18 protein-coding genes and 2 tRNA genes are annotated in these 24,360 nt (G+C 67.1%); 11 read left to right on the forward strand and 9 right to left on the reverse strand.

All coding sequences use genetic code 11. The features are described from left to right. Positions 1-82: 82 nt before the first annotated feature. From HNP02_RS26520 to HNP02_RS26530, 3 genes are all read left to right on the forward strand, one after another. A complete protein-coding gene (locus HNP02_RS26520) occupies positions 83-9,316 on the forward strand; it encodes a type I polyketide synthase (protein WP_184443609.1) in 9,234 nt (3,077 codons plus the stop codon). A gap of 30 nt (positions 9,317-9,346) precedes the next feature. Next, positions 9,347-9,742 (forward strand): holo-ACP synthase, encoded by a 396-nt coding sequence (locus HNP02_RS26525; protein ID WP_184443610.1) that lies wholly within the window; start codon positions 9,347-9,349, stop codon positions 9,740-9,742. Between the two features lie 102 nt (positions 9,743-9,844). Next, positions 9,845-11,173, forward strand: coding sequence for a dipeptidase (locus HNP02_RS26530; RefSeq protein ID WP_184443611.1), 1,329 nt, complete (start codon positions 9,845-9,847; stop codon positions 11,171-11,173). On the opposite strand, the gene bcp is transcribed toward HNP02_RS26530, so the two are convergent. After that, positions 11,170-11,643, reverse strand: coding sequence for a thioredoxin-dependent thiol peroxidase (gene bcp / locus HNP02_RS26535; RefSeq protein ID WP_184443612.1), 474 nt, complete (start codon positions 11,641-11,643; stop codon positions 11,170-11,172). The genes HNP02_RS26530 and bcp overlap by 4 nt on opposite strands. Positions 11,644-11,739: 96 nt before the next feature. Between bcp and HNP02_RS26540 the strand changes: the two genes are divergently transcribed. Then, positions 11,740-11,967, forward strand: coding sequence for a DUF3618 domain-containing protein (locus HNP02_RS26540; protein ID WP_184443613.1), 228 nt, complete (start codon positions 11,740-11,742; stop codon positions 11,965-11,967). Between the two features lie 9 nt (positions 11,968-11,976). Here the strand turns inward: HNP02_RS26540 and HNP02_RS26545 are convergent, their stop codons facing one another. Next, on the reverse strand, positions 11,977-12,147 hold the full coding sequence (locus tag HNP02_RS26545; protein WP_184443614.1) for a hypothetical protein: 171 nt from the start codon (positions 12,145-12,147) through the stop codon (positions 11,977-11,979). A gap of 1,047 nt (positions 12,148-13,194) precedes the next feature. After that, a tRNA-Lys gene (locus tag HNP02_RS26550) sits at positions 13,195-13,267 on the reverse strand. 161 nt (positions 13,268-13,428) lie between these two features. Here HNP02_RS26550 and HNP02_RS26555 point away from each other — a divergent pair. Further along, positions 13,429-14,649, forward strand: a complete 1,221-nt coding sequence (locus HNP02_RS26555; RefSeq protein ID WP_184443615.1) for an Ig-like domain-containing protein — start codon at positions 13,429-13,431, stop codon at positions 14,647-14,649. 77 nt (positions 14,650-14,726) lie between these two features. Here the strand turns inward: HNP02_RS26555 and HNP02_RS26560 are convergent, their stop codons facing one another. Then, entirely contained in the window at positions 14,727-14,948 is a 222-nt protein-coding gene (locus HNP02_RS26560) for a hypothetical protein (RefSeq protein WP_184443616.1), read from the reverse strand. Between HNP02_RS26560 and HNP02_RS26565 the strand changes: the two genes are divergently transcribed. Continuing rightward, the gene (locus HNP02_RS26565) at positions 14,938-15,585 is read left to right on the forward strand and encodes a hypothetical protein (RefSeq protein WP_184443617.1); all 648 of its coding nucleotides are present in this window, start codon (positions 14,938-14,940) and stop codon (positions 15,583-15,585) included. The two genes, HNP02_RS26560 and HNP02_RS26565, sit on opposite strands and share 11 nt — an antisense overlap. Before the next feature lie 576 nt (positions 15,586-16,161). Here the strand turns inward: HNP02_RS26565 and HNP02_RS26570 are convergent. After that, positions 16,162-16,237, reverse strand: a tRNA-His gene (locus tag HNP02_RS26570). Between the two features lie 40 nt (positions 16,238-16,277). Continuing rightward, complete coding sequence (orn, locus tag HNP02_RS26575; protein WP_184443618.1) at positions 16,278-16,925, reverse strand: oligoribonuclease; 648 nt, start codon at positions 16,923-16,925, stop codon at positions 16,278-16,280. An 80-nt stretch (positions 16,926-17,005) separates the two neighbouring features. Here orn and HNP02_RS26580 point away from each other — a divergent pair, with 80 nt between their 5' ends. Continuing rightward, positions 17,006-18,583 (forward strand): helicase HerA-like domain-containing protein, encoded by a 1,578-nt coding sequence (locus HNP02_RS26580; RefSeq protein WP_184443619.1) that lies wholly within the window; start codon positions 17,006-17,008, stop codon positions 18,581-18,583. Here HNP02_RS26580 and cmrA read toward each other — a convergent pair. Then, entirely contained in the window at positions 18,580-19,386 is an 807-nt protein-coding gene (cmrA, locus tag HNP02_RS26585; protein ID WP_184443620.1) for a mycolate reductase, read from the reverse strand. The genes HNP02_RS26580 and cmrA overlap by 4 nt on opposite strands. Positions 19,387-19,419: 33 nt before the next feature. Between cmrA and HNP02_RS26590 the strand changes: the two genes are divergently transcribed. After that, complete coding sequence (locus tag HNP02_RS26590) at positions 19,420-20,730, forward strand: MFS transporter (protein ID WP_184443621.1); 1,311 nt, start codon at positions 19,420-19,422, stop codon at positions 20,728-20,730. Here the strand turns inward: HNP02_RS26590 and HNP02_RS26595 are convergent. Beyond that, positions 20,727-21,485, reverse strand: a complete 759-nt coding sequence (locus HNP02_RS26595; RefSeq protein ID WP_184443622.1) for an MmpS family transport accessory protein — start codon at positions 21,483-21,485, stop codon at positions 20,727-20,729. The two genes, HNP02_RS26590 and HNP02_RS26595, sit on opposite strands and share 4 nt — an antisense overlap. 178 nt (positions 21,486-21,663) lie before the next feature. On the opposite strand from HNP02_RS26595, the gene HNP02_RS26600 reads away from it, so the two are divergent. Together HNP02_RS26600 and HNP02_RS26605 are read left to right on the forward strand one after the other, a co-directional pair. Then, positions 21,664-21,873 carry a hypothetical protein gene (locus HNP02_RS26600; protein ID WP_184443623.1) on the forward strand — a complete coding sequence of 70 codons (210 nt, stop codon included), beginning with the start codon at positions 21,664-21,666 and terminating at the stop codon, positions 21,871-21,873. A 39-nt stretch (positions 21,874-21,912) separates the two neighbouring features. Then, entirely contained in the window at positions 21,913-22,068 is a 156-nt protein-coding gene (locus tag HNP02_RS26605) for a DUF6131 family protein (RefSeq protein ID WP_184443624.1), read from the forward strand. On the opposite strand, the gene HNP02_RS26610 is transcribed toward HNP02_RS26605, so the two are convergent. Continuing rightward, complete coding sequence (locus HNP02_RS26610; protein WP_184443625.1) at positions 22,065-22,682, reverse strand: TetR/AcrR family transcriptional regulator; 618 nt, start codon at positions 22,680-22,682, stop codon at positions 22,065-22,067. The genes HNP02_RS26605 and HNP02_RS26610 overlap by 4 nt on opposite strands. A 90-nt stretch (positions 22,683-22,772) precedes the next feature. On the opposite strand from HNP02_RS26610, the gene HNP02_RS26615 reads away from it, so the two are divergent. Then, positions 22,773-24,356, forward strand: coding sequence for a carboxyl transferase domain-containing protein (locus HNP02_RS26615; protein ID WP_184443626.1), 1,584 nt, complete (start codon positions 22,773-22,775; stop codon positions 24,354-24,356). Positions 24,357-24,360 lie beyond the last annotated feature (4 nt).

Below are 24,360 nucleotides of genomic sequence, written 5' to 3' on the forward strand. Positions count from 1 at the left end.
ATGCGAGCGGGGCCGAGCCGCCGAGAAGACAAGCCTGACGACGAGCGATACGCGCCCAGCGCACCGAGGAGATGGACAAGACGTGACGATCAACGAGCAGAACAGAGTTTCCACCGGCCGCAACGACGCAGGCGACAATTCGTCGACCCTGACCGGCGCGCATGCGCTGGTCGACCTGCTCAACGCCGGCGAACCGTATGCCGTCGCGTTCGGTGGGCAGGGCGGCAACTGGCTGGAGAACCTCGAAGAGCTGATCAGCTCGGCCGGCATCGAATCCGAGCTGAGCGAGGTCGTCGGCGAGGCTCAACTACTGCTGGAGCCCGTCGCCCGCGAGCTAGTGGTCGTGCGGCCGATTGGCTTCCAGCCGATGCAGTGGGTGCGCGCGCTGGCGGCCGACGAGCCGCTGCCCACCTCCAAGCAGCTCACGACCGCCGCGATCTCCGGCCCCGGCATCCTGCTGGCGCAGATGGCCGCCATTCGCGCCGTGAAGCGTCAGGGGCTCGATCTTGATGGCACGCCTCCGGTGGCCATGGCCGGTCACTCACAGGGCACCATGGCCTGCGAATCGCTCAAGGCCAACGGGACCCGCGACGCCGAACTGCTGGCGCTGCTGCAGCTGATCGGCGCGGCAGGGTCGCTGGTGTCGCGACGTCGCGGCATGGTCGGGCGTGGCGACAAGTCGCCGATGGTCTCCGTCACCAATGCCGATCCCGATCGCATCGCCGAACTCCTCGAGGACTTCTCAACGGATGTGCGCACCGTGCTGCCGCCGGTGCTGTCGATCCGCAACGGCCGCCGGTCGGTCGTCATCACCGGCACCCCGGAACAGCTGGCCCGGTTCGAGCTGTACTGCAGCAAGATCACCGAGAAGGAAGAAGCCGAGCGCAAGAACAAGCTGCGCGGTGGCGCCGTGTTCGCACCGGTCTTCCACAGCGTGCAGGTCGAGGTCGGCTTCCACACCCCGCGGCTGGCGGACGGCGTCGATCTCGTCGACCGCTGGGCTGCCAGGACCGGTATCGACGCCGAGCTCGCCCACGACATGACGGAGTCGATCTTCGTGCGGCCCATCGACTGGGTCGCCGAGGTCGAGCGGCTGCACCAGGCAGGCGCGCGCTGGATCATCGATCTGGGCCCCAGCGACACCATCACCCGCGTCACGGCCCCCGTCATTCGCGGGCTCGGCGTCGGCATCGTCGCCGCGGCGACCCGCGCCGGACAGCGCAACCTGTTCACCGTCGGTGCGGCACCCGAGGTCGCGCCCGCCTGGTCGAGCTATGCGCCGTCGATCGTCACGCTGCCCAACGGGTCGACGAAGCTGTCGACCAAGTTCACCCGCCTCACCGGACGCTCGCCGATCCTTCTTGCCGGCATGACGCCGACCACCGTCGACGCCAAGATCGTCGCCGCTGCGGCCAACGCAGGACACTGGGCCGAACTCGCCGGTGGCGGCCAGGTCACCGAACCCATCTTCGACGCGCGCATCGAGGAGTTGACCCAACTTCTCGAGCCGGGCCGTGCCATCCAGTTCAACACGCTGTTCCTCGACCCGTACCTGTGGAAGTTGCAGGTCGGCGGAAAGCGCTTGGTGCAGAAGGCCCGTCAGTCCGGCGCGCCGATCGACGGTGTTGTGGTTAGCGCGGGCATCCCCGAGCTCGAGGAGGCCGTCGACCTGATCGACGAGCTCAACGAGATCGGGATCACCCACGTGGTGTTCAAGCCGGGAACCGTCGAGCAGATCAAGTCCGTCATCAAGATCGCCGCGGAGGTCCCCACCCGCGAGGTCATCGTGCACATCGAGGGTGGCCGCGCAGGCGGACACCACTCTTGGGAAGACCTCGACGACCTGCTGGTGTCGACCTACGGCGATTTGCGCAAGTGCGCCAACATCACCGTGTGCGTTGGTGGCGGCATCGGCACTCCGGAACGCGCCGCGGAGTACCTGTCCGGGCGCTGGGCCGCACGCTACGGCTTCCCCGACATGCCGGTCGACGGCATCTTGGTCGGCACCGCGGCGATGGCCGCTCTCGAGTCGACCACGTCGCCCGCGGTCAAGCAGCTGCTGGTCGAGACCAACGGCACCGATCAATGGATCGGCGCCGGTAAGGCCCAGGGCGGCATGGCTTCCAGCCGCAGCCAGCTGGGCGCCGACATCCACGAGATCGACAACTCCGCGTCACGCTGCGGCCGGCTGCTCGACGAGGTCGCAGGCGATGGTGACGCTGTCGCCGAACGGCGCGACGAGATCATCGCCGCGATGGCAGACACCGCCAAGCCGTACTTCGGCGACGTCGCCGACATGACGTACCTGCAGTGGCTGCAGCGTTACGTCGAGCTGGCGATCGGCGACGGCGACAGCACCGCTGACACCGCCGCACCTGGCAGCCAGTGGCTGGCCGACACCTGGCGCGACCGGTTCGAGGAGATGCTCAAGCGGGCCGAGGCCCGGCTGAATCCCGCGGACTCGGGCCCGATCGAGACGCTGTACGGCGTGAGCGCCGAAGGTGAGGCGCTGCTCGAGGATCCGCAACGGGCCGTCGCGGAGTTGCTGGCGCGCTACCCCGACGCGGAGACCGTCAAGCTGCATCCCGCCGACCTGCCGTTCTTCGTCACGCTGTGCAAGACCCTCGGCAAGCCGGTCAACTTCGTCCCCGTCATCGACAAGGACGTTCGGCGCTGGTGGCGCAGTGACTCGCTGTGGCAGGCGCACGACGCGCGCTACACGGCCGACCAGGTGTGCATCATTCCCGGCACGGAGGCCGTCGCAGGCATCACCCGCGTCGACGAGCCGGTCGGTGAGCTGCTCGACCGGTTCGAGCAGGCGTCCATCGACGAGGTGATCGCATCCGGTGCCGAGGCCGTCGCCGTGGTGTCGCGCCGTCAGGCCCGCGTCGACGTCACCGGCCCGCTGGCCGTCGTGCTCGATTCGCCCGACGTGCTGTGGGCAGGCCGCACCGCGATCAACCCGGTGCACCGCATCGGTGAGCCGAGCGAGTGGCAGGTCAACGAAAACCGTTCGGCCACACACCCGTCCACGGGTGCACGTCTGGAGCTGGCCGGCGAGCAGGTCGTGTTGTCGGTTCCGCTGTCCGACATCTGGATCACCATCCGCTTCACGCTGCCCACCGCCACGGTCGACGGCGGCATGCCCGTCGTCACCACCGAGGATGCGTCGGCCGCGATGCGCGCCGTATTGGCGATCGCCGCGGGTGTCGAGGGCCCAGAAGCCCTGCCGCCGGTGTCCAACGACAGCACCACCGTCACGGTCTCCTGGGATCCGGAAGAGGTCGCCGACCACACCGGCGTCACCGCGACGTTCGGCGCGCCGCTGGCCCCCGGCCTGACCCTGGTGCCGGACGCACTCGTCGGCCGCTGCTGGCCCGCCGTGTTCTCCGTCATCGGTGCGGCCGTCACCGACGCCGGCTTCCCGATCGTGGAGGGCCTGCTGAGCCTGGTGCACCTCGACCACGCGGCGCACCTGCTCGCGCCGATGCCCAAGACTGCGGCTGAATTGACCGTCACCGCAACGGCTTCGCCTGCCGTCGACACCGAGGTCGGCCGCGTTGTGCCGGTCTCGGTGACCATCTCCGATGGAGATGGCACCGTGCTGGTGAAGTTGGAGGAGCGGTTCGCCATTCGCGGCCGCACCGGTGCCGTCGCGTTGTCCGATCCGGCGCGCGCCGGCGGAGCGATCACCGACAACGCCACCGACACGCCGCGCCGCCGGCGCCGCGACGTCACCGTCGCCGCGCCGACCGACATGAGCGCGTTCGCCGTGGTGTCCGGTGACCACAACCCGATCCACACCGACCGTGCCGCCGCACTGCTCGCCGGGCTGAAATCGCCCATCGTGCACGGCATGTGGCTGTCTGCCGCCGCGCAACACGTCGTCACCGCCACCGACGGCCGGGCCACCCCGCCCGCGCGACTGGTCGGCTGGACCTCCCGCTTCCTCGGCATGGTCCTGCCAGGCGACGACATCGACTTCCGCGTCGACCGCGTCGGCATCGACCGCGGTGCGGAGATCGTCGAGGTCACCGCGAAGGTCGGTGCCGACCTGGTGATGTCGGCGACTGCGCAGCTGGCCGCCCCGAAGACGGTGTATGCGTTCCCGGGCCAGGGCATTCAGTACAAGGGCATGGGCATGGAGGTCCGCAGCCGGTCCAAGGCCGCCCGCAAGGTGTGGGACATGGCCGACAAGTTCACCCGCGAAACCCTTGGTTTCTCGGTGCTTCACGTGGTCCGTGACAACCCGACCGGCCTGATCGCCAGCGGCGTGCACTACCACCATCCCGAGGGCGTGTTGTACCTGACACAGTTCACTCAGGTCGCCATGGCGACGGTGGCCGCTGCGCAGGTCGCCGAGATGCGCGAGCAGGGCGCGTTCGTCGAGGATGCGATCGCCTGCGGCCACTCCGTCGGTGAATACACCGCGCTGGCATGCGTTTCCGGCGTATACCCGCTGGAGGCACTGCTAGAGGTCGTCTTCCACCGCGGCAGCAAGATGCACGACATCGTCCCGCGCGACGAGCACGGCCGCTCCAACTACCGACTGGCCGCGATCCGGCCGTCGCAGATCGACCTCCCCGATGACGACGTGCCTGCGTTCATCGACGAGATCGCTGAGCGCACTGGCGAATTCCTGCAGATCGTGAACTACAACCTTCGTGGCTCGCAGTACGCCATCGCGGGCACGGTGCGCGGTCTCGAGGTGCTCGAGGAGGAGGTCGACAAGCGCCGCGAGTTGTCCGGCGGCAAGCGGTCGTTCATCCTGGTGCCCGGTATCGACGTGCCGTTCCACTCCTCGGTGCTGCGGGTCGGGGTCGCCGACTTCCGGCGCTCGCTGGAGCGGGTCATGCCGCGCGACGCGGATCCCGATCTGCTCGTCGGCCGCTACGTCCCGAACCTGGTGCCGCGGCCGTTCACCTTGGACCGCGACTTCATCCAGGAGATTCGCGACCTGGTGCCCGCCGAGCCGCTCGACGAGGTGCTCGCCGACTACGACACGTGGCGCAACGAGAAGCCCAGCGAGCTATGCCGCAAGATCGTGATCGAATTGCTGGCTTGGCAGTTCGCCAGCCCGGTGCGCTGGATCGAAACCCAGGACCTGCTGTTCATCGAGGAGGCCGCGGGCGGGCTCGGGATCGAGCGGTTCGTCGAGATCGGCGTGAAGTCAGCGCCGACCGTCGCCGGACTGGCCACGAATACGCTGAAGCTGCCGGAGTATTCGCACAACACGACCGAGGTGCTCAACACCGAGCGCGACGCCGCCGTGCTGTTCGCCACCGACACCGATCCGGAACCCGAGGCCGACGACGCAGGAGGCGATGACACGCCGGCACCGGCCGCCGAGGCCGCTGCCGTGGCCGCTGCGCCGGCTCCCGCTCAGGCTGCACCGAGTGGCGGCCCGCGTCCGGATGACATCGGGTTCGACGCTGCCGACGCCACGCTCGCGCTCGTCGCCCTTTCGGCGAAGATGCGCATCGACCAGATCGAGTTGCTGGACTCCATCGAGTCGATCACCGACGGTGCGTCGTCACGGCGCAACCAGCTGCTGGTGGACCTGGGTTCGGAGCTCAACCTCGGCGCGATCGATGGGGCGGCCGAGGCCGACCTGGCCGGGCTCAAGGCTCAGGTGACCAAGCTGGCCCGCACGTACAAGCCTTATGGCCCCGTGCTTTCCGACGCGATCAACGATCAGCTGCGCACGGTGCTCGGCCCCTCCGGCAAGCGGCCCGCCGCCATCGCCGAACGCGTCACCAAGACGTGGGAACTGGGCGAGGGCTGGGCGAAGCACGTCGTCGTCGAGGTCGCGCTTGGCACCCGTGAGGGCACCAGCGTGCGCGGTGGTGCGCTCGGCGGGCTGCACGAGGGTGCGCTGGCCGACGCGGCCACGGTGGACAAGGTCGTCGACGGGGCGGTCGCAGCGGTCGGGGCCCGCAAGGGCATCGCGGTTTCGTTGCCATCGTCGGGCGCCGCTGGCGGCGGCGTGGTGGACTCCGCTGCGCTGACCGAGTTCGCCGAGCAGGTCACAGGGCCCGAGGGCGTGCTCGCCTCGACCGCCAGGATGATCCTCGGCCAGCTGGGCCTCGACAACCAGGTCAGTGCGCCCGAGACGGTCAACGACGCCGAGCTGATCGACCTCGTCACCACCGAATTGGGTTCGGACTGGCCGCGTTTGGTGGCTCCGACGTTCGACGGCCGCAAGGCGGTGCTGTTCGACGACCGCTGGGCCAGTGCCCGCGAAGATCTCGCCCGGCTGTGGTTGATGGACGACGGCGAGATCGATACCGACTGGCCGCGGCTCTCGGAGCGCTTCGAGGGTGCCGGGCACGTCGTCGCCACGCAGGCGAACTGGTGGCAGGGCAGGGCTCTTGCCGCAGGCCGCAACGTCCACGCGTCGCTGTATGGACGCGCGGCAGCCGGTGCGGAGAACCCCGACAAGGGCCGCTACGCCGACGAGATCGCAGTGGTGACCGGTGCCTCCAAGGGCTCGATCGCCGCGTCGGTCACGGCGCAGTTGCTCGAAGGCGGCGCGACCGTCATCGCCACCACGTCCAAGCTGGACGACGACCGGTTGGCGTTCTACCGGACGCTCTACCGGGACAGTGCCCGGTTCGGCGGCCAGCTGTGGGTGGTGCCCGCCAACATGGCGTCGTACAGCGACATCGACGCGCTGGTCGCATGGGTGGGCAATGAGCAGTCCGAAAGCCTTGGACCGCAATCGATTCACCTGAAGGACGCCCTGACGCCGACGCTGCTGTTCCCGTTCGCGGCGCCGCGCGTGGCAGGCGATCTCTCGGAGGCGGGCTCGCGCTCCGAGATGGAGATGAAGGTGCTGCTGTGGGCCGTGCAACGGCTGATCGGTGGCCTCTCGCACATCGGCTCCGAGCGAGACATCGCCTCACGGCTGCACGTCGTGCTGCCCGGTTCGCCGAACCGCGGCATGTTCGGCGGCGACGGTGCCTACGGTGAGGCCAAGTCTGCGCTGGACGCAGTCGTCACCCGCTGGAAGGCCGAATCGTCGTGGGCACAGCGTGTCTCGCTGGCACACGCGCTGATCGGCTGGACCAAGGGCACCGGGCTGATGGGCCACAACGACGCCATCGTCGGCGCCGTCGAAGAGGCTGGCGTGACCACCTACACGACCGAGCAGATGGCATCGATGCTGCTCGATCTGTGCGACATCGAATCCAAGGTGGCGGCCGCGCGTGAACCGTTGCGCAAGGATCTGACCGGCGGCCTCGGCGAGATCGACATCGACATGGGCGAATTGGCCGCCAAGGCTCGCGAGGAGATGGCCGCAGAGGCTCCTGCCGACGACGAGGTCGACCTCGACACCATCCGGGCGCTGCCGTCGCCTCCGCGTGGCTACTCGGCGGCGCCGCCGCCGGCGTGGAACGACCTCGACGTCGACCCCGCCGACCTGGTGGTCATCGTCAGCGGCGCCGAGCTCGGACCCTACGGTTCGTCGCGCACCCGCTTCGAGATGGAGGTCTCCGGCGAGCTGTCGGCGGCCGGGGTGCTCGAGCTCGCCTGGACCACAGGTCTGGTGAAGTGGGAGGACGACCCCAAGCCGGGTTGGTACGACACGCAGTCCGGCGATTTGGTCGACGAGGGCGAGCTGGTCGAGCGCTACCACGACATCGTGATCGAACGGGTCGGCATCCGCGAGTTCGTCGACGATGGCGCGATCAACGCCGATCACACAGCGCCGCTGCTGGTTTCGGTCTTCCTCGACAAGGACTTCACCTTCGTGGTGTCGTCGGAGGCGGACGCGCGCGGATTCGTGCAGTTCGATCCCGAGCACACCGTCATCACGCCGGTGGCCGACAGCGCCGACTGGCAGGTCACGCGGAAGGCGGGCACCGAGATCCGGGTGCCGCGCAAGGTGGAGATGTCGCGCACCGTCGGTGCTCAGATTCCGACCGGTTTCGACCCGACCGTCTATGGCGTGAGCCAGGACATGATGAGCTCGATCGACCGCGTTGCGCTGTGGAACCTGGTCACGACCGTCGACGCATTCTTGTCGGCCGGGTTCTCCCCGACCGAGCTGATGCGTTGGGTGCACCCCAGTTTGGTGGCAAGTACCCAGGGCACCGGTATGGGTGGACTGACGTCCATGCAGACGATGTTCCACGGCAACCTGCTTGGCCAGAACAAGCCAAACGACATCCTGCAGGAGGTGCTGCCGAACGTCTTCGCAGGCCACGTCGTTCAGTCGTACATCGGCAGCTACGGCGCGATGATCCACCCCGTTGCGGCGTGTGCAACGGCGGCGGTGTCCGTCGAGGAGGGCGTCGACAAGATCCGCCTCGGCAAGGCCGAGTTCGTGATCGCGGGCGGCTATGACGACCTCACGTTGGAGGCCGTCACCGGCTTCGGAGACATGTCGGCGACCGCCGAGACCGAGGTCATGCGTGCCAAGGGCATCAGCGATTCGAAGTTCTCTCGGGCCAACGACCGGCGTCGGCTTGGCTTCGTCGAGTCGCAGGGCGGCGGGACCATCCTGCTGACCCGCGGTGATCTGGCGGTGGAGATGGGTCTTCCCGTGCAGGCCGTGGTTGCCTACGCTTCGTCGTTCGGCGACGGCGTGCACACGTCGATTCCCGCGCCGGGCCTTGGTGCTCTTGGCGCGGGCCGCGGCGGCAAGGAGTCGCAACTGGTGAAGTCGCTCGCCCAGCTCGGCGTCGGGCCCGACGACATCGCCGTGGTCTCGAAGCACGACACGTCGACTCTGGCCAACGATCCCAACGAGACGGAGTTGCACGAGCGGCTCGCCGGCGCGATGGGTCGGTCGCCAGGTGCACCGCTGTTCATCGTCAGTCAGAAGAGCCTGACCGGGCATTCGAAGGGCGGTGCGGCGGCGTTCCAGATGATGGGGCTGTGCCAGATGCTGCGTGACGGCGTCATTCCGCCGAACCGGAGCCTGGACTGCGTGGACGACGAGCTCGCCCATGCGTCGCACTTCGTGTGGGTGCGCGAGACCCTGCATCTGGGGGAGAAGTTCCCGATGAAGGCCGGTCTGGTGACCAGCCTTGGCTTCGGTCACGTGTCCGGTCTGGTGGCGCTAGTGCACCCGCAGGCGCTCCTGGCGGCGCTGGATCCGGCGAAGCGCGAGGACTACCAACGCCGGGCCAACGACAGGGTGCTGGAGGGCCAGCGCAGGTTCGCGTCGGCGATCGCCGGTGGGCCCGCGCTCTACGTGAAGCCGGCGGACAGGCGCTTCAACCACGATTCACCGGAGAAGCGACAGGAAGCCGACATGTTGCTCGATGCATCGTCGCGGCTCGGCGAGGACGGCCGGTACTCGCGATGAGCGGATGGGGCGTGGGTTAGCGTTCGTCCCATGAGCATCGTCGGGGTCGGCATTGACCTGGTATCCATCTCGGATTTCGCCGAGCAGGTGGACCAACCGGGGACGGTCTTCGCGGAGACGTTCACGCCGGGTGAGCGCCGCGACGCCGCGGACAAGAGTTCGTCGGCGGCGCGGCACCTCGCGGCGCGGTGGGCGGCCAAGGAGGCCGTGATCAAGGCCTGGTCGGGATCGCGGTTCTCGAAGCGCCCGATGCTGCCCGAGGGCATCCACCGCGACATCGAGATCGTCACGGACATGTGGGGACGCCCGCGGGTTCGCCTCTCCGGTGCGATCGGCGAGCACCTGCAGGACATCACGATCCACCTGTCGCTGACCCACGACGGCGACACCGCCGCGGCGGTGGCAGTGCTGGAGTCCGCGAGCTAACCACCCTCTGCGCGAGCGTGCGTGTCTGTTCCGAGACACGCCGGTCCGAGACTGTATTTTGCGCACGTTCGCGCGCGGCGAGCGGGCACTACCCTCGATGGCATGAGTGATCTCGTTGCCCGTGTCCGGGAACTGCTGCCATCGGTCCGCGCCGATCTCGAGGATCTCGTCCGCATCGAATCGGTATGGGCGGATCCGGCCCGTCACGACGAGGTGCGGCGCAGTGCCGACGCGGTGGCAAAGCTGTTGTCCGCGGCGGGCTTCGGTGACGTGCGCATCGTCAGCGAAGGTGGGGCGCCTGCGGTGATCGCACGGCACCCCGCGCCTGCTGGCGCGCCGACCGTGCTGCTGTATGCCCACCACGACGTGCAGCCCGAAGGCGACCCGGCGCAGTGGGCGTCGCCGCCGTTCGAGCCGACCGAGCGTGACGGCCGGCTGTACGGCCGGGGCAGCGCCGACGACAAGGCGGGCATCGCAACGCATCTGGCCGCCTTCCGGGCCCACGGCGGCAATCCGCCGGTCGGTGTGACGGTGTTCGTCGAGGGCGAGGAGGAGTCCGGGTCGCCATCATTAGGCGCACTGTTGGGGGCTCATCATGACCTGCTCGCGGCCGACGTCATCGTGATCGCCGACTCCGACAACTGGAGTACCGAGATCCCGTCGCTCACCGTATCGCTGCGCGGCCTTGCCGACTGCGTCGTCGAGGTCGCCACCCTCGACCACGGGCTGCACTCCGGCATGTGGGGCGGCGTGGTGCCCGACGCGCTGACCGCTCTGGTGCGAGTGCTGGCCAGCCTGCACGACGATGACGGCAACGTCGCGGTGGCTGGTCTGCACGAGGGCACGGCAGCCGACGTCGATTACCCGGCCGAACGGGTGCGAGAAGACACCGACCTCCTTGATGGTGTGGCGGAGATCGGTTCGGGGTCGGTTCCGCAACGGCTATGGGCGAAACCGTCGATCACCGTCATCGGCATCGACACCACGTCGATCGCGTCGTCGTCGAACACGCTCATTCCGCGGGCGCGGGCCAAGGTCAGCATGCGCGTCGCTCCCGGCGGGGACGCACGGGCACATCTGGACACGCTGACGCGGCACCTCGAGGCGCACGCGCCGTGGGGCGCCAGGGTGACGGTGACGCCTGGCGACGTCGGCCAGCCGTACGCCATCGACGCCAGCGGACCCGTCTACGACGCCGCGCGCGCCGCGTTCCGGCAGGCGTGGGGGACCGACGCCATCGACATGGGGGTCGGCGGATCCATCCCATTCATCGCCGCGTTCGCCGACGCCTACCCGGAGGCCAAGATCCTGGTGACCGGCGTAGAGGACCCCGCAACGCAGGCGCACAGCATCGACGAGAGCCTGCACCTCGGCGTGCTGGAACGCGCGGCCATCAGCCAGGCGCTGCTGTTGGAGAAGCTGGGCGGTTAGACCGAGATGTCGCGGCGCAGCTTGGCGACGTGGCCCGTGGCCTTGACGTTGTACTGTGCGACCTCGATCTTGCCTTTCTCGTCGACCACGAACGTCGAGCGGATCACGCCCTGAACGGTCTTGCCGTACATCGTCTTCTCGCCGAAGGCGCCCCAGACGGTCAGTACCTCGCGGTCGGGATCGGACAGCAGCGGGAACGTCAGCCCCTCGGTGTCGCGGAACTTGGCGAGCTTCGCAGGCTTGTCCGGCGAGATGCCGATGACGTCGAGGCCCGCCTCGTTGAGTGGGGCCAGGCTGTCCCGGAAGTCGCAGGCCTGCTTGGTGCAACCGGGGGTGGATGCGGCGGGGTAGAAGTAGACGATCACCTTGCGGCCCTTGAAGTCGCTCAGCTTCACCGTGTTGCCGTCGGCGTCGGGCAGGCTGAAGGCGGGCGCTTTGTCGCCCACTGCGAGACGAGGGGTCGGTGGCATGCGTATGTGTCCCTTCGGTCGGCCGGCGCGCCGGATCGCTGCTGGCCTGAACTAGGGTAGTTCGGCAAGGCAGTGACGTGAGTTGGAGGGGTTGACGTGGCGGAGCGAGATCCGGACAGCATCAAGCAGGACATCAACCAGGCTCGCGATCAGTTGGCGTCGACCGTGGATGCCCTGGCCGAGCGGGCTAATCCGCGCAGGATTGCCGACGATGCCAAGGCGGGCGTGGTGGAGTTCGTCAAGAAGCCGGCCGTGGCAGTGTCCCTGGCGGGCATCGGCACCCTGATGGTCGTGCTGGTGATCCGCCGCATCAGGCGGCGCTGAGCCGCTCCGTCAGCGACGGCGGCGGGGCCGGAACCAGTCGGTGGACCACCGGCTGGGCGGGTTTGCGGTGCGGCCGAGCCTGCTGCAGCTGTAGACCGTCACGACACATTGCGAAGTTGCCTCGTCGTCGTCGTCCAGGCTGGGTGAGGTCGCGGTAAGCGATGCGCTCGTGATCGTCATCAGCTAAGACCTCCGTTCCTCTCCTCGTCGCCTGGGCGGGCTGGCGTTCGTCGTTCGCTAGCTAATCAGATGTTAGCAGCTGTACCCCGATTTGCACTGGTCGAAACTTGGCGGGCCTCGATCTTTGAACCTTCCGCTACCGGCGGTTTCGATACTTGAGGCAAGCGCCAAACTGACACCAGCGCCGATTTCAGCACATAGTCGGGCGGCCCGCTGGCGAATCTCGATCGATATTAACTTTTCCGTCAATCATACCGATGTAATGTTTGCTAAAACTGCGCATTCGTTCGGGAGTTCGACGTCGGAGCGGCGAGTGTCACCCATGCGGAGGCCGCGGGCGGAAGGCCGAATGAATTACTGTCGATTACGTCAATTCTTATTCTGATGCAATGAATGTGACAGCGATCACTAGTCGATCGTTAGTCGTCGCAACTAAATTCCCGGCCGGGTTGATCAGGGGCTGACAATTCGGCTCAGCGTGGCCGTCCCGGTGACGTGAATACCGCGCGCCGAGTGTGACTCAATTCATCGTCGCAACGCTGAAATCGGCACCTCTCGAAGTGGTGTCCACGGGCCTCACCTCCAACGACGGGCTCGACTGGCCCGATCCGCGACCTGGATGGCTGCAATCGTTATCGGCAATTAGGGCAGGGTTACTTTTGGGCGATCTTGAATGACCCGCACGCAAAGCCATTCCTCGACTCCGCCGAACTCGCCACCTACACCACGCCGTTTGACGGTGCCGTATGCGGCGATCAAGATCACCGAACAATCGGCGAGCGTCGTCGGTGGAGTGGCGGGCGCGTCGTCAACTGGGTGCAACTCGCCTCGAATGCAGCTCGATTGCAATGCATTGCACGACGCGCGTTGCCCGTGGGTGTGGCCATTCCGTCGCCCAGGGGGTGCATCCGCGTCAATGCACCGTGGAAAGCGGCGGCGGTGACGGCCGGCTCGGTCCCGGATGTGGCAGTCAGGGCCGACCGCGAGGCCGAAAACCCGATGGTCGGCGGCCCGATCGCCGCCGGCCGAGCCAGTACAAAAGTCGAGTGCGCCGTCAGGGTTTCGAACCCCGGACCCGCTGATTAAGAGTCAGCTGCTCTACCAACTGAGCTAACGGCGCGCGTGAGAGACAATAACAGCCCCCGCAGCGCAGATGAAATCCCGCGCTAGGAGGGGGACGGGCAGCGCCGAGTGGTCGTGCTGCACACACAGGTTGCCCTTAGACTTACCGGCAAGTAGTCGATCATCCCGATGAGACCTAGGTGTGAGGTGGAGCTAAGCATGTGGCAGGTCAACGGGATGGCCCGTCCGCGTCGGAAGTCCGTGGTGGCGGCGCTGCTATTAGTCCCCGCAGTGGTCTTCGGCATCAGCGCCTGCAACAGTGCGCCCGCCGCTCCGCCACAACCCCAGACCATCACCGACAAGGGCACGCCGTTCGGTGACCTGTTGGTGCCGAAACTCACCGCCTCGGTCACCGACGGTGCGGTCGGCGTCACGGTCGACGCACCCGTCACCGTAGGCGCCGAGGACGGCGTCCTCGGCGCCGTCACGATGACCGACGACGAAGGCACGCCCGTCGTGGGCCGGCTGAGCCCAGATGGGCTCACGTGGACCACCATCGACCCCCTCGGCTACAACCAGCGATACACGCTCAACGCGCAGTCGCTCGGCCTCGGCGGCATCGCCAGCCGGTCGATGACGTTCGAGACCCACTCGCCCGAGAACCTGACGATGCCCTACCTGCTTCCCGGCGACGGCGAGGTCGTCGGGGTTGGACAGCCCGTGGCGGTCAGGTTCGACGAGAACATTCCGAACCGTCTGGCAGCGGAGAAGGCGATCACGGTCACCACCAACCCGCCCGTCGACGGCGCGTTCTACTGGCTGAGCAACCGCGAAGTGCGTTGGCGCCCACAGGCTTACTGGAAGCCGGGCACCACCGTCGACGTGGCGGTGAACACCTACGGCGTCGATCTGGGCGACGGGTTGTTCGGCCAGGAGAACGTCACGACGCACTTCACGATCGGTGACGAGATCATCGCGACCGCGGACGACGACACCAAGACGCTGACCGTCCGCCGCAACGGCGAGGTCATCAAGACCATGCCGATCTCGATGGGCAAGAGCAGCACTCCGACCAACAACGGCACTTACATCATCGGGGACCGGCTCTCGCACATGGTGATGGATTCCTCGACCTATGGTGTGCCGTCCAACTCGCCCAACGGGTATCGCACCGAGGTGGACTACGCCACGCAGATGTCCTACAGCGGCATCTACGTGCACGCGGCGCCGTGGTCGGTGGGCAGTCAGGGGTACAGCAATGTCAGCCACGGGTGCCTGAACGTGAGCACCAGCAACGCGCAGTGGTTCTACGAGAACACCAAGCGCGGCGACATCGTTCTCGTCGCGAACACCGTCGGCTCGACGCTGCCCGGCACGGATGGTCTCGGCGACTGGAACGTGCCGTGGGATCAGTGGAAGGCCGGCAACGCCAACGTCTGACCGTAATGGCGGCGAGACCCGCTCGTTGCGCGTGTTCGGAATCCACGCCTCTTTCGTCATTTGGCGGCAACGGAACTTCAGCGCGCGTTCAGCCAGGTTTCTCTACCGTTGGGCGGCATGATCCAGATCGAGTACGCGCCAACTCGGCTCATCGCCGCTGTCGCCTCGGCTGTGTCGTTGATCCCTCTCGCCGCAGCGTGCAGCGGCGGCCCGTCGTCGGCACCCGGCACATCCGCCGCGCCGCCGACCGTCTCAACGTCAACGGCTGGCGCGCCCACGGCCGGGCCAATGAAGATCACTGATCCGTACTCGCCGACGATTGCCCCGTCCGTCTTCTCGACCAAGATCGACAACCCATACTTCCCCCTCGTCCCGGGCACCCGCTCCATCTATGAAGTAACCACCGCCGACGGCCTTCAGCGGACGACCACCGAGGTGACCCGGGACACCAAGCAGATCATGGGCGTGAACACCGTCGCAGTACACGACGCCGTCAGCATCGACGGCACCCTCCACGAAGACACAATCGACTGGTATGCCCAGGACCACGATGGCAACGTCTGGTACTTCGGCGAAGCTACCAAGGAGATCGACGGCGACAAGGTCAACACCTCGGGATCGTTCGAGGCCGGCGTAAACAGCGCGCTACCCGGCATCATCATGCCCGGTCACCCGCAGGTCGGCGACCAGTATCGCCAGGAGTACGCCAAGGGAATCGCGGAGGACACCGGCGAGGTGATCGGGCTGACCGGCACTGAGACCACCAAGCTCACTGGACGGGTAAAGGATCTGTTGGTCACCACGGACGCCGACCTCCTCGACCCTTCCGCCCCTGCCGAAAACAAGTACTACGCCCGCGGCATCGGACTCATTCTCACTGTGCAGGTGACCGGCGCTCCCGACCGCGAAGAAGCCATCGCAGTCGAGAAGTTCTGACGCCGCCATGCCCCAGGCATCGGTGGACGTCGGAAGCCAGCGTCAGCTCTTCCACCCCGGGCCTGATGAAGATCTCGACTGTGCGTGCCCAAGCGATGAGCGTCCGCGTGGCTCTTGGTACTCCACGGTGCCGGTCGTTGCCGCGCTGTGCGCTGCCGCTGCTCTTGCGGTCGGTATCGCGATGTCTGCGATCCTCGTCGTGTCCCGCGAATCAGTCCAACCAGCCGGTGCCGTCATACCAACACAACCAGCCACTGCGTCGACGACAGCGAACCCACCTACGGCCAGCGCGAGTCAGCCCTCGCCGACGCAAGCCCCGTCCCGCGCGCCGGGGACCGTCCCATCGACCGTTGCACCCAGCGTGACGCCATCGCCGAAGCCCCCAGAAACCACGGCCACCCACTCAAGCACTCCGCCGCCACCGAATAGCGTCCATCCAACATCGCATCGCGCATTCCCCCAGGAAACAACCGACTTTCCAGGGCCGCCCGGGACAAACGGGTGACGACGCAGACGACTTAAGGGCGCACGCCGAGCCGGGCGCAAGCGACAAGCGCAGCAACATGCCCTGAACCGTGGGGTGGCTGACGGGGCTCGAACCCGCGACATCCAGGATCACAACCTGGTGCTCTACCAGCTGAACTACAGCCACCATTGCTGCCGAGCCGGTGGGCTTTGCAGCGTCGTCGATCTTAGCCGGTCGGACCGTCCGTGGCCGAATCGATTGTCTCCGGGTCTTCGCGTGGCGGGCCGAGTTCGGCAGCCACCGCGCCGATGTCGCTGGTCGAGGGCCCGGGCGGGGAAACGAACGCGGTGCGCCGGTAGTACTTCAGCTCACGGATCGACTCGTGGATGTCGGCGAGCGCCCGGTGGGCAAGGCCCTTCTCCGGCTGGCCGAAGTAGATCCGCGGGTACCACCGCCTGCACAGTTCCTTGATCGAGCTGACGTCGATCATCCGGTAGTGCAGGTAGTTGTCGAGCGTAGGCATGTCACGGGCGATGAATCCGCGGTCGGTGCCGATCGAATTGCCCGCCAGCGGCGCCGTGTTGGGTTGCTTGACGTGGGTGCGGATGTAGTCGAGCACCAGCTGTTCGGCCTCTGCCAGCTCGACGGTCGACGCCCGCACCTCCTCGGTGAGGCCCGATTTGGAGTGCATCTTCGCGACCACCTGCGCCATGCCGTCCAACGCCGCGTCATCGGTGTGAATCACCACGTCGACGCCGTCGCCAAGGATGTTCAGCTCACCGTCGGTGACCAACGCCGCGATCTCGATGAGTCGATCGGACCCAGTGTCCAGGCCAGTCATCTCACAGTCGATCCACACCAGTTCGTCGCGCACAGCGTTAAACAGTATTCGCAGTGCCGACAAGCGGCTCCCCACACCCACCGGGACAGGGCTCGGCAAGTAGTCTCTGCCGCATGACAACCGAATCGACAGCTACTCCCGCGCAGCAGATCGCCGCTGGTTACGCGGTCGGAGGCCAGGCGTTGGAGCTTGGCACCGTCGTCGTTGACGGCGTCGTCGACCCGACCGCCTTGGTTCGCATCCCCCTGGCCACCGTGAACCGCCACGGCCTGGTCGCCGGCGCCACGGGCACGGGCAAGACGAAGTCCCTGCAGGTGATCGCCGAGCAGCTGTCGGCCGCCGGGGTCCCCGTCGTCATGGCCGACGTCAAGGGCGATCTGTCCGGACTGGCCCAACCAGGTGTGGCCAATGACAAGACCACCCAGCGCGCCACCGACACCGGCGACAGCTGGACGCCCACCGCGTTCCCAGTGGAGTTCCTGTCGCTTGGCACCTCGGGCGTCGGCGTTCCCGTGCGCGCCACCATCACCAGCTTCGGCCCCATTCTGCTGTCGAAGGTGTTGGGGCTCAACGCAACTCAGGAGTCGACGCTGGGGCTGATCTTCCACTGGGCGGATCAGAAGGGGCTGTTGCTGCTCGATCTGAAGGACCTGCGCGCGGTCATCCAGTTCCTGACCAGTGACGAGGGCAAGCCGGAGCTGAAGAATCTGGGCGCCGTGTCGCCGTCGACGGCGGGCGTCATCCTGCGTGCACTGGTCAACCTAGAGGCCGAGGGCGCGGACACCTTCTTCGGCGAGCCGGAACTCGAGCCGAAGGACCTGATGCGGCTCGACGCGCAGGGCCGCGGCGTCATCACGCTGCTCGAGCTGGGCGCGCAGGCCGCCAGGCCCGTGATGTTCTCGACCTTCCTGATGTGGGTGCTCGCCGACCTCTTCACCGAACTGCCGGAGATCGGTGACGTCGACAAGCCCAAGCTGGTGTTCTTCTTCGACGAGGCCCACCTGCTGTTCACCGATGCCTCGAAGGCGTTCCTCGAGCAGGTCGAGCAGACCGTCAAGCTGATCCGGTCCAAGGGCGTCGGCGTGTTCTTCTGCACCCAGTTGCCGACCGACGTGCCCAACAACGTGCTGTCACAGCTGGGTGCCCGGATCCAGCACGCGCTGCGCGCCTTCACGCCCGACGACCAGAAGGCGTTGACCAAGACGGTGCGCACCTACCCGAAGACCGACGTCTACGACCTGGAGTCGGCCCTGACGTCACTGGGCATCGGCGAGGCCATCGTGACGGTGCTCTCCGAGACCGGTGCGCCGACGCCGGTGGCGTGGACCAGGATGCGTGCGCCGCGGTCACTGATGGGCACGATCGGCGACGCAGCGATCTCAGCGGCGGCCAAGGCGTCGCCACTGCAGGCCGAGTACGGCCAGACCGTCGACCGCGAGTCCGCCTACGAGCGACTCACCGCCAAGGTGGCGGCCGCCCCGGCGCCGACCGACGCGCTGCCACCGCCGGTGTCCACCGGCGGGCTCGAGGTCCAGGGTCGGGTGAAGACGCAGGACGCCGTCGAAGGTCCTGGAATGGTCGCCGAGGCGTTGCAGAGCACGGCGTTCAAGAGCTTCCTGCGATCGGCCGCGACGGTCGCGGGCCGCGAGATCACCCGCAGCATCTTCGGTACGGGTCGACGCCGCCGCTAGTCGCCGCCCAACTTCTTGTAGACGGCGCCAACGATCGGCGAGACGATCGACCGTGGTGCGTACCCGCTGGCGACCGACATCGCCTTCGACGTCACGCCGGGGACCACCCGCATCTTGTTGCGGTTCAGCCCGTCTAACGAGATCTTCGCGGTGTACTCCGTTGAGATCCACAGGAAGTCGGGGATGATCCGCTCGACGAGCGACTGCTCCGAAGGGTCGGGCAGATCGGTGCGCACCGGACCCGGTGCCAGCACGGTCACGTGGATGCCCTGGCTCTTCACCTCGCCGCGCAGCGACTCGCTGAACGTGTTGACGAACGCCTTGGATGCGGCGTAGGTGGCGTTGTTGGGGATCGGCGAGTTACCGGCCGCCGAGCCCGAGATCAGAATCCCGCCGGACCGTCGCGCGACCATGCCCGGCAGCACGGCGAGGACGAGGTCGTGCACGCCCAACACGTTCAGCTGAACCTGCTGCTTCTCGTCGGCCGGGTCGAGGCTGGCGACCGCACCGAACGTGGCGGTGCCTGCGTTGGCGCACAGGATCGAGACGTTGCGGGTGGCCAGCTCGTCGCACAGCTTTGCGCGGTCGTCGGGGTCGGCAAGATCGGCGGCCCGGACTTCGACGGTGACGCCGTAGCGCTCGGTCAGCTTGACGGCCAGCGCGGCCAGCACCTCCTCGCGGCGCGCGGTGAGGATCAGATGGTGCCCGCGGGCGGCGAGCTCGGTGGCCAGTGCCTCGCCGATGTTCTGCGAGGCACCGGTGACCACCGCGCGGGCGTGGGGGCTGGGAGCGGGTACTGGCATAGGGCCAATCGTAAGGACCAATAGAGTGCAGACATGAGCAGCCCCGGGGTGGACACCCAGACTCGGGGGCGGTCTCGCGTGGTCGCCTGGGCGTTGTGGGACACCGGCGCCACGGGCGTCAACGCCATCGTCGTGACGTTCGTCTTCTCCGTCTACCTCACCGGCCAGGTCGGTGCGGGCATGCCAGGGCCCACAACGCCCACGGCCTTGCTCGGGTACGCGCTGACGGGCGCCGGGCTTGTGGTCGCGGTGCTCGCCCCTGCGACGGGGGTGTGGGTCGACGCCTCCCACCGCCGACGCCCGGTGCTGGCCGTCCTGACCGGCGTCGTGGTGGTCATGACCGCGTCGATGAGCTTGATCCGCGCCGACGCCGACTACCTCTGGCCCGGTTTGATCTTGCTTGCCTCGACGGCGGCGTGCAGCGACCTGGCCACGGTGCCCTACAACGCCATGCTCGGTGATCTGTCGACGCCTGCGACGTCGGGGCGGATCTCTGGATCCGGTTTGGCAGCAGGCTATTTCGGCAGTGTGCTGCTCTTGCTTCTGGTCTACCTCGGCTTGATCTCCGGGGCTGGTGCCACCCGTGGCCTGCTGGAGATTCCGGCCGACGACGGTCGGCCCGTTCGCTCGGCGATGCTGCTCGCCGCCGCCTGGTTCGCGCTGTTTGCGTTGCCGTTGCTCGTCACCGGACGGTCTGCTCCGCGGGAGGAAGTCCGCGCCAGGATCGGCTTCTTCGGCGCGTATCGCAACCTGTGGGCAGAGCTCACCGACCAGTGGCGCCGCGACCACAACATCGTCTACTACCTGGCTGCCAGTGCGGTGTTCCGCGACGGGCTGACGGGCGTGTTCACGTTCGGGGCCGTGGTCGGTGTGACGGTGTACGGGGTGTCACCGGCCGACGTCCTGCTGTTCGGTGTGTGCGCCTGCGTGATCGCCGCGATCGGCGCGGTGATCGGTGGCCTGCTCGACGATCGCCTCGGATCCAAGCCCGTCATCGTCGGATCCTTGAGCGCCCTGATCGTCACCGCACTGGTCCTGCTGACCCTCGACGGAGCGACATCGTTCTGGATCTGCGGGCTACTGCTGTGCCTCTTCGTCGGACCCACCCAGTCGGCGGCGCGGACGCAGATGCTGCGCCTGACGACCGAGGGCAAGGAGGGTGTCGCGTTCGGGCTGTACACCACGACCGGGCGCGCGGCGTCATTCCTCGCGCCGTGGTTCTTCGGGACGTTCATCGCGGTGTTCGGAGCGGACCGCGCGGGGTTGGGCGGGATCTGCGCCGTGCTCGCCATCGGTCTGGTGGGGATGATCGCGGTGCGGACGCCGCGCCGAAATTCGGTCTAGCCCAGCGCGCTGCAGATCGTCAGGCCCGATCCGGTGCGTTGCTGAATCTGTGTGCCGCCCAACGTGATCGAGCACGTGACCTCACGGCCGACGTTGATGATGCTGACACTCGCCGACTGGTTGGCCGGTTTGGCCAACTCGACTTCCTTGCTCCAGGGCAGCATCACGTTGAACTCGGTCTGCAGTAGGCCGCCTGCGTCGACGTAGGTGATGTTGATGGCCCGGCCCGACCCTGCCACGTCGTAGACCACCGTCTCGGTCTCGCCCGGTGCGGTCGACTCACCGGGAGGGATGGTGGCCGACGGCGGTGCCGGAGCGACGCTGCGCGTGGTGGTCGGCGTCCGGGTGGTCGTAGTGGACGGGCTGGGGAAGTTGGGCTCAAGCGGTGCGGGCGGTGGCGCCATCACGGTGTCCTGCTGTGAGCTGTTCACGATCACCAGCGCGATCACCAGTCCGATGACGACCACCACCGAGATCGCGGCAAGCACCCACAGCCACTTCCGCGGACCGCGGCCGTTCGGCCTGGGCGGCTCGGGGGGCGCGCCGCCAGGGGGATACGACCGTCCGTACCGGTCCGCCGCGCTGGGGTCATAGCCGTACGGGGGCAGCTGCTGGGTGGGGTTCGATGACGGCAGCGGCTGATAGTACGACCCCATCGGCGCCTGGTCCGAATACGCCGGATCCGTGTAGCCGGGGGTGCCGTAGGGCAGCGGCTGCGTCGGATCCGGAACATCGCGGTGTTGCGAATCGGTCATTCCCACCTCATGGCTGCAGGGTACCCGCGCGAATGCCAGGGCCGCGGGTACGCGACGGGCCTCGCCTCTCGGCCGTGCGCCCGTGGCGAGCAAATTCTGCCCGGAGGGTTTAGCCAAATTATCGCCGGGGTAATTCAAGATCACGCCCGCAGGGGCGCCCTCAACCAAGGAGGCCGACATGCGAGGTGGCGGAATCATCGGAGTCGTCGTACTGGTCTGGTTGTTGATCGGCGTGGTTGCCGCGTACCAGCGGCAGTACTTCGACACGTCTGAGAACAACTGTGCCACAGCCGGAACCATTGCTCTGACCGTGATTGCCGGTCCGTTGAACTATGCCGGGGTCAATCCGAAGGTCACCAGCTGCAACATTCCCCAACCGAGTCAGTAACCGCCCGGTTCTGAATCCGAAATACGAAGGAAGGTCATCATGATTGCCATTGGAGCGATTTTGCTCATCCTGGGACTCGTCTTCAGCGTCCCGATCCTCACATACATCGGTGTGGTCGCGCTCGTCGTCGGTGCGGTGTTCTGGCTGCTGGGTGCGGCCGGGCACGCGGTCGGCGGCAGGAAAGTCTGGTACTAACCTCGTGCGGCAGAGCCGAGTGCCGCCACGGTCATCGCGCGCAGAACCGCACGCGATGACCGTGCCGTCTCGGCGGCAGTGACCTGCTTGACGCTGTGCGGGGTGGAGTTCAGCAGCCCGAAGATGGCGTGCGCCACGAGGCGGGCGTCCCCTTCCCCGAGCGTCGGGTCGAGGTCGCGCTGGACCTGCACCCAGATCTCGACGTATTGCCGCTGCGACTTGCGGACCTGGCGCTTCGCAGGAACAGGAAGATGACCAAGGTCGCGGTCCTGGATCCGGATCAGGTCCGATTCGCCGAGCGCGAAGTCCAGGTGGAAGTCGATCAGTCCGTCGAGGGCGGCGGCGGGGGTTTCCGCGTGGTCGACGACGTTCCTGGCGCCCGCCAGCAGCCGGGTGCTGATGCCGACCAGTAGCTCCACCAGAAGTGCTTCCTTGTTGGGGAAGTGTCGGTAGATCGCGGGCCCGCTCACGCCTGCAGCGGCCCCGATGTCCTCGAGTCGGACGGCGAGGAATCCGCGTTCGGCAACCAACCGCTCGGCAGCGGCGATGAGCTGCGACCGACGATCCGACTTGGCCCTGCTCCGTCGCGTCTCGGCAGGAGTCGACGTCCCCATTCCCGCCCCTCCCGATGGTGGACATTTCGGTTAATCGTCACTAACATACCACCAGTTAGTCGTGATTAACTCAAACGGACGGGTTCTGTGATGTATACGCGGGTATCGCATCGCGAGCAGCATCTGGTGTTGGTGGAGCAGTTGCGCTCCAAGCTCGCCGCCGCCGCGCTCGGAGGGTCGGCAGGCTCGAGGAAGCGCCACGTCAGCCGCGGCAAGCTGCTGCCGCGCGACCGGGTCGACGGCCTACTCGACCCGGGAAGCCCGTTCCTCGAGCTGGCACCGTTGGCTGCGAACGGCATGTACGACGACGAGTGCCCAGGCGCCGGACTGATCGCAGGCATCGGCAGGGTGTCGGGCCGCGAATGCATGGTCGTGGCGAACGACGCGACGGTCAAGGGCGGCACGTACTACCCGATCACCGTCAAGAAACACCTTCGCGCGCAGGAGATTGCGGGCCAGAACAGGTTGCCCTGCATCTACCTCGTCGACTCCGGCGGCGCCTTCCTGCCCCGTCAGGACGAAGTGTTCCCCGACCGCGAGCACTTCGGCAGGATCTTCTTCAACCAAGCCAACCTGAGCGCGCAGGGCATTCCGCAGATCGCCGCCGTGCTCGGATCCTGCACTGCGGGTGGCGCATACGTTCCCGCCATGAGCGACGAGGCCGTCATCGTCCGCAACCAGGGCACCATCTTCCTGGGTGGGCCCCCGCTGGTGAAGGCCGCGACCGGCGAGGTGGTGACGGCAGAGGACCTCGGCGGCGGCGACCTGCACTCCAAGGTCTCCGGCGTCACCGACCATCTGGCGCACGACGATCGCGACGCATTGCGCATCGTGCGACGGATCGTCTCGACGCTGGGGCCGCGGACCGCGACGCCATGGGATGTCACGCCGACCGTCGAGCCGATCGCCGACCAGACCGAACTGTACGACGTGGTGCCCATCGACTCGAAGACGCCCTACGACGTACACGAGGTCATCACCCGCATCATCGATGGTCCTTCTCCCGGCGCTTCGCTTGCCCAAGGTGGCGGCGACTTCGCCGAGTTCAAGGCCGAGTACGGATCGACTTTGGTGACCGGCTTCGCCCGCATCCACGGCCACCCGGTGGGCATCGTCGCCAACAACGGCGTGCTGTTCGGCGAATCCGCCATGAAGGGCGCGCATTTCATCGAGCTGTGCGACAAACGCCAGACACCACTGTTGTTCCTGCAGAACATCGCGGGCTTCATGGTGGGCCGCGACTATGAGGCAGGTGGCATCGCCAAGCACGGCGCCAAGATGGTCACCGCCGTCGCGTGCGCGCGCGTGCCCAAGCTGACGGTGGTGATCGGCGGCTCGTACGGTGCGGGCAACTACTCGATGTGTGGCCGGGCGTACTCGCCGCGGTTCCTGTGGATGTGGCCGAATGCCAGGATCTCGGTGATGGGTGGTGAGCAGGCCGCATCGGTTCTCGCGACGGTCCGCGGCGACATGACCGCGGACGAGGAAGAGGCGTTCAAGGCGCCGATCCGCGAGCAGTACGAGCACCAGGGCAACCCGTACTACTCCACCGCACGGCTCTGGGACGACGGTGTCATCGATCCCGCCGACACCAGAACCGTGGTGGGGCTGGCACTTTCGGTTGTGGCACAGGCTCCGCTGGAGTCGGTGGCCTACGGCGTCTTCAGGATGTGACCCC

It is taken from the genome of Mycobacterium sp. AZCC_0083 (assembly GCF_014202335.1).
Taxonomy (GTDB): domain Bacteria; phylum Actinomycetota; class Actinomycetes; order Mycobacteriales; family Mycobacteriaceae; genus Mycobacterium.